Raw genomic sequence first — 13651 nt, forward strand, 5'->3', positions numbered from 1 at the left:
TCCCGTTCCTTTGCCAACAGTTTTAGTCGGAAAAAATAGCTCAAATAACCCTCTCACCAGGGATTCCCGATCGAGGTGAAAGCACTCCAGTAGTAAGGATGGGATAAATCGCGACTGTTTTCCTTTTCTACCTCTGAATCTAAGGGAAATTCTCGTTTGCTAGTCACGAGATTTCCAGTTTCCAAACGCACTCTCCCGTCCAACATCGCCAATTGTGCTTGTCGTAGCGCTTCTAATTTAGTCGGCGTATCTCGAAGTTGCTGGTAAAATTCTGACATCAACGCTAGCGTACCAATGTCATTGATATACCACAAACTTGCCACTACTGACTTCACTCCTGCTTGCACCGCCGAACCCGCAAAACCTAACTCTACTTCGTTGTTACCAAGGGCTGTCCGACAAGCAGAAAGCACTAATAATTCTACTTGAGGATTGTCCCAATCTAAAGAACGCAACTGAGAAATAGACAACTTACGATCTGCTAGCTGAATGTAAGAATTACTCGGTTTACCAGGAAGAAATTCCGCATGGGTAGCAAAATGAACAATTCCAAAAGGATTTGTCTGTTGTTGTAACTTGAGGTTTTCCAGGGTAAAATCATCATTGAGGAAAATTTTTCCAGGCCAAATGCGGCTAATTGTCGATAACTCAGTTTCAACTGCGGGTAAAGGAGCTAACTCTTCAAACTCACTTGCTCCCATAGCTAGTACCTGATAGCGATCGAGATCGGTTTGGCGAGTATCGGTAAGGCTCAAACTGGGCATTATACCGACACTGTAGCGTTGAATGATATATTCCTGACCATCGTGAAGCGCAGCTAAGGGAAGGGTACGCAAGCCAACATCAGGAATATAAATTAAACTCTCAATTTGTAAACGTTGTAAATCAGCTTCAATAGGTGCAACCAGCCATTGATACATTTTTTGTGCTGGAGCCAAATTAGGACTGTGGCGAACATTGACGATAGTTTGGTAAAATTCCAGCGCTGTTTGCCTTACTTCCGCTCTAGTGACATTAACAGATTTGCGTAGCAAAGTACCATTACCAGTAATTACTATGAGTTCCAGGCGATCGCTAGCTTGCGGTGAATGTGAGTAACGCGATCCTCCCAATTCAACTAAACTCGAAGATTTAGCTGCTTCACTTTCCTGAGAAGCCGAATCTTGGGATAAACTGGTAGGAACAAATACTGCATAAATTATTGCTGGCTTAATGCCTGTAGTTGCTTCCGACTGACGTAAAATATTACTCGCTTGCGTAAGATTGAGCGAGGGAACAACTTCTACTTGCAGATATTCCGTATACTCCCGATTGAATGAGTTTTCTAATTTTTCTACTGCTAGATTACTTGCTCGTGTTTGAGAATATACTTGAGTCGGATTAGGATCGGAAGTAATTTCGGATTCGGATTCTGATTCGGATTCACTGACTTCTACTGACGACTCAGAGTTATTTGGTTGTGTAGAAGTATCTTGTCCAGTAGTTTGATTTTCTAAAGCTAGTGGATTTAACACTTCAGTAACGGGATGGGGAAAATCAGACGCGATCGCCTCAGACTCAGACTCCTCAGCTACTACCTCACTCTCATTATCCTCTTCCTCGTCCTCCTCATCCTCCTCTGATGGTTGAGTAGGATTTTCACCTACTGGATCTGTCGGTTGAGTGGGATTTTCAGCCACTGGGTCTGTCGGTTGAGTGGGTTCCTCTACTTCGGGGTTGGTCGGTTGAGTGGGATTTTCAGCCACTGGGTCTGTCGGTTGAGTGGGTTCCTCTACTTCGGGGTTGGTCGGTTGAGTGGGATTTTCAGCCACTGGGTCTGTCGGTTGAGTGGGTTCCTCTACTTCGGGGTTGGTCGGTTGAGTGGGATTTTCAGCCACTGGGTCTGTCGGTTGAGTGGGTTCCTCTGTTTCGGGATCTGTCGGTTGAGTGGGTTCCTCTACTTCGGGGTCTGTCGGTTGTGTGGGATTTTCAGCCACTGGGTCTGTCGGTTGAGTGGGTTCCTCTACTTCGGGGTTAGTCGGTTGAGTGGGATTTTCAGCCACTGGGTCTGTCGGTTGAGTGGGTTCCTCTGTTTCGGGGTTAGTCGGTTGAGTGGGATTTTCAGCCACTGGATCTGTCGGTTGTGTGGGTTCCTCTGTTTCGGGATCTGTCGGTTGTGTGGGTTCCTCTGTTTCGGGGTTAGTCGGTTGAGTGGGATTTTCACCTACTGGATCTGTCGGTTGAGTGGGTTCCTCTGTTTCGGGATCTGTCGGTTGAGTGGGATTTTCACCTACTGGATCTGTCGGCTGAGTGGGTTCCTCTATTTCGGGGTTGGTCGGTTGAGTGGGTTCCTCTATTTCGGGGTTGGTCGGTTGAGTGGGTTCCTCTGTTTCGGGATCTGTCGGTTGAGTGGGTTCCTCTGTTTCGGGATCTGTCGGTTGTGTGGGATTTTCAGCCACTGGGTCGGTCGGCTGAGTGGGTTCCTCTATTTCGGGGTTGGTCGGTTGAGTGGGTTCCTCTGTTTCGGGATCTGTCGGCTGAGTTGGTTCGGTAGGTATAGGCGGTTCAAATGACCTATTTAACAAGCTAATAATACCGTTGCTACCAGGATTGAGTTCGCCTGTAATAATTTCATCTCTATTGTTTGCTAACAAGGTAATATCTGCACCTTCTTTAGCATTACCAAAAGTAGTGTCTATATCACCAACTGTAATGTTTGCTCCTTCGATGGTTATTGGGATGCCACGAGTTCTAATATTATTATTCGGATCGAGATAATAATTCCCAATTCCATCACGGTCTGCATCTGCTGTAAAGGTAATTGAAATAGTATCTTTATTTTTAAAGTCTAAGTTAGTATTATTAATTTCAATAGTTATGTTGTTTGTTGCTTCTATAATAATATTGCCGATTTGATTTTCAAGTTTATCTGCATCGATGCTTATATCTTCTGAGTAAAAATCCTCTTGAAAGATGCTTGACAAAGTTAAAATTAATGTGGGAGAATTAGATTTTCTGGTAATGAAAACATTTTGGGGATCGAGTAGTAAGGTTCCTGGAATTCCGTTACTAGCACTAACATCAACTGTGCCATTAAAATTTAAGTTTTCTCTACCTGAAATTTCAACAAAGCCACCATTGCCACTATCTCTACCACCTCTAGCAGTCAGATTACCTTGAAAACTAGTTAGTTCGTCAGCCCAGATAATTACTCTACCACCATTACCATTGAGTAAGGCATCGGCGGCGATCGCGCTATCTTCACTGACAAAGGTTCTGACAGCGTTAGGAATTTCTCCATTTCCTTTGTAATCTCCGCCAATACGAATGTTTCCACCACCGTAGAAGCTGGATGCTGCGATATCGGCACTTACTACACCGACGCGATCGCCGATGATATTGATATTACCTCCAATGCGATCGCTCCTCAGTGTTGAGCTATTTATTCTTCCGGAAACGATCGTGTCTCCTGGTTTTGGCGCTACACTTGCTTGGGAACGATTTAATTGGATTTCTCCTGTGGCTGAAACTCTTATTCCTGTTGCTAAATTTTCTGTTCCTCCTGTGAGTAAAGTTGGTAAGTCTAAGGGTTTTATGGGTAAGGGTTGTCCGCGATCGTCGGTAGGGATTTCAATTTCTAAACTTAGTAAGTTTCCTGCTTGACTAATTCTTACTAAACTTGTCCCTGGTACGGCTGCGATCGTAATGTTTCCTCCGGGGGCGTTTAATTGTCCAGTGTTGATGACGCTACCGCCGACTAAGGTAAGGTTTTTTCCTTCTAAAACTGATAAATTACCCGCATTAACAATACTTCCTGGTTCAATTACATCAAAGGCAAATTGACTGGGATTGCCGACTAAATCTTGGTAGTTATTTGTCCCAATTACATCAAACCAATTATTATCGTTGAAGCCGACTCCGGTAGCAGTTGTAGCGGTAAAGTCTCCTGGTACGTTTAAACTTGCACCAGAACCAAAAATAATTCCTGCGGGGTTAATTAAATATAAGTTCGCATTACTTCCTGTTAATTGAATTAAGCCATTAATCAGTGATGGATCGCCACCAACAACTCTTCCCAGAACATTGCGAATTTCTGGTTGGGCAAGAAAATTAGCAATTTGTTCGGACGAAAGCCCAAATTGCTCGAAACTGTGAAATAAATTTCCTCCATCGCTGGATAAGGAACCGCCTGTAATTTCAAAGCGGTTGCCATCGATCGTGACAATTGTCCCTGTCCCATCGTCAGCAGGTTCGATTCTTTCGGCTAAAGCAGAAGTGCTACTGATTAGGTGAGAAAAGAAGATTATTGTCAACCATTGCATTAGCTTGGCGACGGAGAGTTTCATCGGTATTTGCTCTTTTACACAGGTAAACTTTACTTACTGACCATTTTTGGCTAATTTAGCAAGAAGATCAAAATAATAGTTAAAGATCGCTAATATATTAACTCTTGCAGAAATCCGCCTACCTCTATACTACGGAGTAATTAGCTATTTGCCACCCAAACTAAGTTAAAAGTTAATTTATCGCTCGAAACAAATTTACAGCTTTAGTTTCAAACCAAAGCTGTAATCCCGATCTCAATTTAAATAAAGTTTTGTAGTTGGCTTGTATTTTCAATCTCTGTCGAGAGATTATTTTTCAGGCAAAAAATTAAGGAGAATCTATAATTGCTTTCGTTCTCTCTGCAAAAAATGGGTGATTTTAGCTACAATCCACTCTTGCTCTACTTTAGTTAAAGTTGAACCAAAACAGTGTTTTTTGTCTCCTTCCCAGAGAGCAAGGGTAGCTTGATTATTTTTTGAGTTAGCGTCGATTTCTCTTTCAACTTGTTGTAAATAGAGAGTTTTACCTCGATAGGTAGAAAATTTCCAACCAAATAAGATTCTTTGCAGAGAAAAAGAATCTAAGTTAATTTCCAAACGGGTTTTACCAGCGATCGCCCAGAAGAATCCCGCCCACATTAGTAAGCCAATGATACCTAATGGGCTGGTAAGTAACAAAATTGCGATCGCGGAAACAAATTGTCCGGATACTAAGGCTGCTAGAGAAAATACTAAGGGAAAACCTAAAAATGAACCAAAAACAGGTAATACGATAATCCCGGTTTTCCATCCCGTCGGAGGAATATCTAAGCGTAAATCTCCATTTGTTTCTTTCACCACTACACGACTACCCATCGGTTGTTTAATCTGGAGTTGGCGCAGTTGCAATTTGCTTAATCTCGCTAAGGCTTTACCCGCAGATGGAAAGCGATCTTCTACCGCAGGTTCGAGCATTTTTTCCAACCAATCAGCAAATTCAGATGAAATTTGGACTCGCGAACGAAAGTCAATTTTTAACCTTTTTGCAGGTAACTCTTCGGGATTTCTATGAGTTAGTAAAAATAATAAAGTAGCTCCTAATCCATACAAATCTGAAGCCCAAAAAGCAACTCCTTGAAATTGTTCTGGAGCCATATAACCAATAGTCCCGACAAATGTACTGCCTTTAATTAAGGTATTGCGATAAACATCTTGTACTGCACCAAAATCAACTAAAAATATCTTGCCGTCGCTTTGGCGAATAATATTTTGTGGCTTAATATCTCGGTGAATGACTGGTGGCGTCCAAGAATGCAAATATTTCAGGATTTTTAGCACTTGTTTGGCAATATTTTTGACTTCTTCTTCGTTAGCGTGCCATCCTTTTTGGACTAAATCAGCTAAGGATTCACCAGCTACTAATTCTTGGACTAAATAAAAGCGCCGATCTTCTGGTGTGTCGATATGGAAGTAGTCGAGATATTGGGGAATATTTGGGTGATTCAGATTAGCTAAAACTTTCGCTTCTCGTTCAAATAGTTCTAACATTTTCCAGTTAGTTGCTGCCCGTAATGAGAGAATTTTTATTGCTACTCGTTTATAATTAGTTAAGTCTTCGGCTTCGTAGGTTGTACCAAATGCTCCTTCACCTAAAGGCGCAACCAAACGATATCTTCCCGCAATAATATTTTCTGTTTTCTTTAAAGTTTCCATAGTTCTCAATTAATAATTAATGATTAATAACTAGCTAATTTTTTTCCTACTCTCTACCTTCCCAATCCCCAATCCCCAATCCCCAGTCCCCAATCCCTATATTTGCTGTAAAAAATTAGTGATTTGTGCGGCTAACCAATTCATCTCTTCTTGTCGGAGATTGTTGTAATTAAATCCTCTTTGACGCACTCCTTCCCAGATAATAAAACGAGAATCTTCTACTTCAATTTGACAAATATCGGCAGTTCGTCCTTTTTGTTCGCGAATAGATATATTTCCTAATCGCCATTGTAAGCGAAATTTGTGTCTATCAATTTCTAAATGTCTGCTACCAGCACTTGACCATAATGCTTCTGGTAATGGTAGTAAACAGCCAGCTATAATCCAAATTGGTAGCAAATATGTCCAAGAAATTCCCGCAGCAGCAAGGTAAGAGTTAATTAACCATAAAAAGCCGTTTAGTAATAACAACACAATGACGGTAATTATCCATCCTGAATGTAAGGGATTGATGTCGGCAACTAATTTTTTGTTGGTTCTATTTAAAGTGATGCGACTGTTAATTGGTGGTTGAAGTTCCTGGGTTGGGGATGGTGGTATTCTTTGGTTGCTTTGTAAGGTTTTTAAGGCGAGTTTGGCGGAGGAAAAACGATCTTCTAAGGTGGGTTCGAGCATTTTTTCTAGCCAGTCGCCAAATTGATTGGATATTTTTACTTGGGAGCGAAATTCGATTTTCAGACGCTTTTTTTCGAGTTCGCCTGGATTATTCCCAGTTAGTAAAAATATTAGGGTACTTCCTAAACTGTATAAGTCTGATGCTGGTACGACTGTGCCGCGAAATTGCTCTGGAGATATATAGCCGAAGCTGCCGACAAATGTACCACCGCGAGTAAGGGTGTTGCGGTAAATGTCTTGTACTGCTCCGAAATCGACTAAGAAGATTTTACCGTCGCTTTGGCGAATTAGGTTTTGTGGTTTGATGTCTCGATGCAAAACTGGTGGTGTGAGAGTGTGGAGGTAGTCTAAGATTGATAAAATTTGGATGGCGATGCGCTTGACTTCGGCTTCGTCGGGATGCCAACCTTTAGCTATTAAGTCGGCTAAGGATTCTCCGGTTGCTAATTCTTGGACTAGGTAGATTTGGCGATCGCTGCCTGTATATGCTTCAAAATAATCTAGGTATTTGGGTATATTAGGATGGTTGAGGTTGGCGAGAATTTTCGCTTCTCGTTCAAATAATTCTAATGTTTTCCAGTCTCGGATCTGATTTACTGTTAAGGCTTTTAATGCTATCCGTCGATAGTTGCTTAAGTCTTCTGCTTCGTAGGTGGTTCCTGCTGAACCTGTCCCTAGAGGGGTGACTATTCGATACCTCTGGGCAATAATTTCTTCTGGTCGATGCTGTAGGGTTTCCATAGTGGAGGTTAGAGGTTAGATGTCAACAACCGATCGTTAATCTGGGTACTAATCACCTAAATCCAGGTTGCATAGCTGCTCATCCGGAGTTTTTACTCTTTTCTTGCACTAAAAGGAAAATTTTTTGTGACTTTATCTTGACTTTTTTGCAAAAATATGCAGCAAGATTTTCTGAGGTTCAGGCGATCGCACTTACTCAAGAACAGTAAAATCAACTAATTCCCAGGCTTTGATAACTTTTTGTAAATTATGCTTGACTTTTGAGCAAATATGTGAAGCGAACTTTTTGTTTTTCANAAAACAAACTTTTTGTTTCTCAAATTCAGGCGCTCGCACTTAACTCAATGAGAGTGAAATCAACTAATTCCGAGGCTTTGATAACTTTGTGTGAATCATTCTTGACTTTTTGGCAATTTTGTGAAACGAACTTTTTGTTTCTCAAATTCAGGCGCTCGCACTTACTCAATGAGAGTGAAATCAACTGACTCAAGAGAGTGTACAACTTTTTGTAAATTGTGCTTGACTTTTGAGCAAATCTGTGAAACGAACTTTTTGTTTTTCAAATTCAGGCGCTCGCACTTAACTCAATGAGAGTGAAATCAACTAATTCCGAGGCTTTGATAACTTTGTGTGAATCATTCTTGACTTTTTGGCAATTTTGTGAAACAAACTTTTTTCCCAAAATTCAGGCGCTCGCACTTACTCAATGAGAGTGAAATCAACTGACTCAAGAGAGTGTGCAACTTTTTGTAAATTGTGCTTGACTTTTGAGCAAATCTGTAAAACAAACTTTTTTTCCCAAAATTCAGGCGATCGCGCTGAATAAATTACAGTAAATTCATATAGATTGGGAGTAAAGCGTAGATGAGCAAACTAATCATCTGGATTGAAACAGCTTTAAAAGTATTAAACCAAGGTACTCGGCGAATTATTTGGAACTCATTTTTAGCCTTTATCCCCCTAATTTTAAGCCTTTGGTTATTTCGCTTATCCAATCGTCGAACTTCGCTTTGGTGGGCAATTTTAGTAATTTTTCTCGCCTTTTTACCCAACGCTCCCTATGTCTTAACCGACACAATTCACGTCATCGAAGCAGCGCGTCACGGCTACTCAGTTTGGATAATCACCTTAGTCTTAATTCCCCAATATTTTATCTTTATTCTCGCCGGATTTGAAGCTTATGTACTCTCATTAATGAATGTAGGTTATTACTTGCACAAGCAAGGATTGAGAAAATACATTTTCCCCACAGAATTAACCTTACACGCATTAAGTGCAATCGGCATTTATTTAGGACGTTTCAAACGCTTTAATAGCTGGGACTTTATTACTCAGCCCGACGAATTAGCCATGAGTGTAGTCAATGACTTAACAGCGAAACAACCAATTTTTGTCATGTTTATCACTTTTATCATTCTCACAGTTTTATACTGGTTAGTGAAGCAAGTTACCCTGAGCGTTATTTTCCGCATTCGCTACGCCAAAACTCTTCAACAACAGCTATTAAACGAATGAATAGAGACAAACAAACAAGATGAATAATCCTAACTATGTCCTGGGAGTAGACATTGGCACAACTAGCACAAAAGTAGTTCTTTTCACCGACAAAGGTGAAGTAGTCAGACAAGATTCTGGTAACTACCCACTTTATTGTCCTACTCCCGGTGCAGCCGAACAAGATCCAGAAGAAATTTTTTCGGAGGTAATTACAACAATAAATCAAGTCCTAACCGATTGTCCGTTGTCAAACTTATTATGTATTTCCTTTGCAACAGCGATGCACACTTTAATTGCTGTGGATGAAGAGGGAGAATTATTAACTAATAGTATTACTTGGGCAGATAATCGCGGTGCGCCTTGGGCAGAAAAAATTAAAGCAGAACATAACGGCAAGGAAATTTATCAACGCACGGGAACACCTATTCACGGAATGTCGCCATTTGTGAAATTAGTTTGGCTGCGTCATGAAAAACCAGAAATATTTCAACAAGCGGCTAAATTCATTTCCATCAAAGAGTATATTTTTCAGCGCTTTTTTAGCGAGTATGTCGTCGATTATGCTCTCGCAGCCACCACAGGGTTATTTAATTCAAAAACGTTAACTTGGGACCAAGAAGCGTTAGCAGTTGCTGGGATTACGGAAGAAAAATTATCTCGTGTAGTCCCACCCACAGAAATTTTCCAACCCATACATTCTGGTTTTGCCGAAGCAATGGGAATTGCCCCAGAAATTCCAGTAGTAATTGGTGCTTCTGATGGCGTACTTTCTAATTTAGGAGTAGGAGCAATTTCTCGTGGAATGGTAGCGGTGACGGTAGGAACAAGCGGTGCGTTGAGAATGATGGTAGACAAACCCAAAATGGACGCACAACAACGCTTGTTTTGCTATCCCTTATTAACGGATAAATGGGTAGTCGGTGGTGCAGTTAATAATGGCGGTATTGCTTTGAGTTGGGTAAGAGAACAATTAGCAGCTAACGAAGCAACCACAGCAAAATTACTGCAAAAAGGTGCTTACGAACTTTTAAATAATATTGCCGAAACCACACCTGCTGGTGCCGAAGGTTTAATTTTCCATCCTTATTTGGCTGGAGAGCGATCGCCACTTTGGGATGGTAATGCACGAGCAAGTTTTTTCGGTTTGAGTTTACGTCATACGAAAGCTCATTTAATTCGCGCTGTCTTGGAAGGTGTGGTTTATAACTTGTACCTCGTTTTTCAAGCTTTGGAAGATGTGGTTGGTAAGGGAGATACTATTCTTGCTAGTGGTGGTTTTGCAAAGTCTTCAATCTGGCGACAAATCCTCGCAGATGTTTTTAATCGCGAAATCACTGTTCCCACAATGCACGAAAGTACCAGTTTTGGGGCAGCAATTTTAGGATTGTATGCTTTGGGAAGGATATCTTCTTTGGATGTGGTGACAGATTTAGTTAGTCACAGCGACATTTATCAGCCAATTCCGGAAAATGTTTCTGTCTATGAAAGGATTATGCCTTTGTATTCAAGTTTGTTAACTAAGTTTCAAGCTGAATATGCTGCTATTGCTCGCATTCAGGAAGAAACCGCTAGTCAGTGAGCAGTTATCAGTTATCAGTTACCAGTTATCAGTGAACAGTTACCAGTTAGCAGTTAGCAGTTATCAGTGAACAGTTACCAGTTATCAGTTACCAGTGAACAGTTTATCTCCCAATTCCTCCCCCTCCTCCCCCTCCTCCCCATCTTCCCCCTCCTCCCCATCTCCCTTTCCTATCGCTAGAAAGATGAAGCGTCGAAGATTTTTTGCTGCAATGAAGATAAGTTAGGTAATTATTTCCGGTAATTTAAACCACAATCTACAATCGTAAACCCAATCACAGCTAAGGTTTTACGAGTTGATTTGGTTGATAACCTTTATTGGGGACTCTCGATTGTCAGAGATGCTGAATCTAGGTTTTTCGAGAAATAACGAAAAATTTCCTTCCCACTATGGTGTGACATGAGAGCGTCTGTTAAGTGAATTGTAAGTTAAGTTGAGGAAAGAGTTTATATGGCACTTTTGTCTAAAAATGAACTAGAAACATTGGTAAACTCCGCCAAAGGGCATTGTGTCTCGATTTATATGCCGACGGTGGAAGCGGGACAAGAAATTAGACAAAATCCCATTCGTTTCAAGAATTTAATGGGAGAAGCGGAGAAAGGTTTAATCGCTAATGGATTAGATCGTGCTGAGGCGGTAAGGTTTCTCGAACCTGCATGGCAGTTAGATAATGTTAATTTCTGGCGTTACCAAAATCACGGACTGGTAATTTTCCTAGCGGATAATTTTATTCGCTATTACCGCGTACCCCAGGAATTTGCAGAATTGGTCGTGGTTGGTTCTCGTTTCCATCTCAAACCTTTGCTACCCTTACTAACTGGTGATGGTCAATTCTATGTTTTAGGTTTGTCGCAAAATCAAGTTCGCTTGCTTGAAGGAACGCGCGATCGCATTCAAGAGGTTAATCTCAATAGTCTCGAAGAAGTTCCTCAGTCTTTGGCGGAAGCTTTGAAATACGATGACCCGGAAAAACAAGTTCAATATCATAGTAGTGATGGCGGTCAGGGTGTCGGTTTCCCTAGTCCGATTTATCACGGTCAAGGAGTTGGTACGACTGAGGATAAGGAAAATATTAAACGCTTTTTCGATAAACTTGATGCTGGTTTACAAGAGTTTCTGCGATCGCGCGAAGTTCCTTTGGTTTTGGCTGGTGTAGAATATCTCCAACCGATTTATCAGGAAACGAATAGTTATCCTCATTTACTCGCTGAGGGAATTAATGGTAATCCAGAAAATATGGTTCCCCAAGATTTGCACGACCAAGCTTGGGCGATCGTCCAACCCCATTTCCAACAAGCACAAAAAGATGCTGCTAATCGCTTTCACGAGTTTGCCGGTAATTCACCAGAGGTAGTCTCTAGCGATGTTTCCGAAATTGTGAAAGCTGCTTTCTACCAGCGTGTGGATACTTTATTCGTTACTGTCGGACATCAGCAGTGGGGGAAGTTTAACCGAGAAAATAATGCGGTTGAGTTACACGATTCCGAACAACCAGGAGACGAAGATTTATTGGATTTAGCGGCGCTGCATACCTTACTCAACGGCGGTACAGTTTTTGCGATCGCACCTCATCATCTGGACACACCCGCACCTCTAGCGGCTATTTTCCGTTACTAATCTCTCCTCGGGGCTTAAACTCCCCTCTACCCCTTCAGGGAACTATCCCTCCATACCACCGTCTTTTCTCGTGGAGACAAAAAATTCCCCTTTTTTCCCACCCATGACTAACACCGTAGCCTCTCTCAGCTACTACCTTCCCCTTTATACCCAAATCGCTCATTCTCGCTCATTCTCGCTCATTCTCGCTTATACTTCTAAAAACTCCCTTTTTCTTAAGACAAACAAAATTCTGACAGCAAACCGCCGCAAACCCCCAAAAACGCCTTTTTTTCCGGATGCGTCTAACCGCCTTTTTGTATACTAGATCGTAAAGACTCTCAGTATATCTAAGTAATTGATCTTGGGCTTTAATGCCTGAAATGCTTACTGGATAACCTTTTGGGAGATACGTTAGTCACTTAAGATTCTGGGAGCGAGTATAAAATTATACTTGGGCAGGGGTCTTTTGTTTCCAGCGATTTTTAAATTATATACTTACTTGGGCAAAAATGGCAAAAAAAAATTACGCAATGTTTCTCTATTTTCGACGTTTTTTAGACTACCAATGCTTATTTTTTCTCGCATTGTTACTAACTTTACTCAATGGAACAATAAAACAAGTTGCGGCACAAGTCCCTCCCCATGAAGTTAACCAAGTTCAGACAGAATTAACTTGTGATTGGCAAGATTATCCGGCTAATAACACAAGAGAACAACAAGACACTCAACTTCAAGGGATGATCGGACTCTACTTGGCATCGAAGTACCTAGGAAGATAATTCTCACCGAGAAGCCTAAAATCAAGTCCGTTTAACCAGTTATCCATCAAAGGAGATCGAGGGATGAGGGAGAATCGTAGTTAACTGACGATCTTCTTCAACCTTATTGGTTATCTCACTTGACAACTCCCCGTCCTAAAGGAGCGAGGATTCTCACGTCATAGAGAGAGTCTAGCTGGAGTATAAACTCCAGCCCCGATTTCTTTACCCTCGGTGAGCATTTTTCCCGTCTGCCCGACGGTACTTAGTCCACGTTCTTTTACCACTTGGGCTGCTGCTACATCTCTGTCGGTTTGATAGCCACAACTATTGCAATGGTGGATTCTTTGAGACAAGTCTTTCTTACCACAATTAACCCTACAGTTGGGGCAAATTTGACTGGTTCCGTTTGCGTCTACTTTTGCAAAATAAATACCTCTTTCCCAACAAACGAATGATAGTATGTTGAGGAATGAACCCCAGGTCGCATCTAGGCAAGCTTTCCTTAAAGCAGACCTACCCAATGCCTTCAAATTCAAGTCCTCAGCAAATATCATCCCTGCTTGGTCACAAAGATGGTGAGCAGTCTTAAAGAAAAAATCTTTTCTACAGTTGTGAATTCTCTCGTGCAGCAATCCAATTTGTTTTTTGATTTGCAACCAACGTTCAGAGCCTTTTTTCTTATTCTTCAGTTTCCGTTGCAGCAATTTAAGCTTGCCTTCAGACTCCTTAAAGAACTTATGACCCTTGATTAGCTCGTTCTTTCTAAATTAGAACACAGAAATAAAAAGCCGTCCTAGAAGAAC

The 13651-nt window shown here is 41.3% G+C and carries 8 protein-coding genes; 4 read left to right on the forward strand and 4 right to left on the reverse strand.

The window, feature by feature from the left end; all coding sequences use genetic code 11:
• Nucleotides 1–53: 53 nt before the first annotated feature.
• The 3 genes from G3T18_RS11855 to G3T18_RS11865 form a co-directional block, all read right to left on the reverse strand.
• Nucleotides 54–4325: a CHAT domain-containing protein gene (locus G3T18_RS11855; RefSeq protein WP_224410765.1), complete on the reverse strand. Its 4272-nt coding sequence runs from the start codon at nucleotides 4323–4325 to the stop codon at nucleotides 54–56.
• Between the two features lie 318 nt (nucleotides 4326–4643).
• On the reverse strand, nucleotides 4644–5996 hold the full coding sequence (locus G3T18_RS11860) for a serine/threonine protein kinase (RefSeq protein WP_224410766.1): 1353 nt from the start codon (nucleotides 5994–5996) through the stop codon (nucleotides 4644–4646).
• Between the two features lie 96 nt (nucleotides 5997–6092).
• Nucleotides 6093–7412, reverse strand: a complete 1320-nt coding sequence (locus tag G3T18_RS11865; protein ID WP_224410767.1) for a serine/threonine protein kinase — start codon at nucleotides 7410–7412, stop codon at nucleotides 6093–6095.
• A gap of 864 nt (nucleotides 7413–8276) precedes the next feature.
• On the opposite strand from G3T18_RS11865, the gene G3T18_RS11870 reads away from it, so the two are divergent.
• From G3T18_RS11870 to G3T18_RS11885, 4 genes are all read left to right on the forward strand, one after another.
• Entirely contained in the window at nucleotides 8277–8927 is a 651-nt protein-coding gene (locus G3T18_RS11870) for a DUF1361 domain-containing protein (RefSeq protein ID WP_224410768.1), read from the forward strand.
• Nucleotides 8928–8946: 19 nt separating this feature from the next.
• Entirely contained in the window at nucleotides 8947–10488 is a 1542-nt protein-coding gene (gene gntK / locus G3T18_RS11875) for a gluconokinase (protein WP_224410769.1), read from the forward strand.
• A 450-nt stretch (nucleotides 10489–10938) separates the two neighbouring features.
• On the forward strand, nucleotides 10939–12105 hold the full coding sequence (locus G3T18_RS11880) for a baeRF7 domain-containing protein (RefSeq protein ID WP_224410770.1): 1167 nt from the start codon (nucleotides 10939–10941) through the stop codon (nucleotides 12103–12105).
• Between the two features lie 491 nt (nucleotides 12106–12596).
• Complete coding sequence (locus G3T18_RS11885; RefSeq protein ID WP_224410771.1) at nucleotides 12597–12866, forward strand: hypothetical protein; 270 nt, start codon at nucleotides 12597–12599, stop codon at nucleotides 12864–12866.
• Between the two features lie 158 nt (nucleotides 12867–13024).
• Here G3T18_RS11885 and G3T18_RS11890 read toward each other — a convergent pair whose 3' ends face one another.
• Nucleotides 13025–13597: an RNA-guided endonuclease InsQ/TnpB family protein gene (locus G3T18_RS11890; RefSeq protein WP_224410788.1), complete on the reverse strand. Its 573-nt coding sequence runs from the start codon at nucleotides 13595–13597 to the stop codon at nucleotides 13025–13027.
• Nucleotides 13598–13651 lie beyond the last annotated feature (54 nt).

The organism is Oscillatoria salina IIICB1, assembly GCF_020144665.1.
Classification (GTDB): Bacteria; Cyanobacteriota; Cyanobacteriia; order Cyanobacteriales; family SIO1D9; genus IIICB1.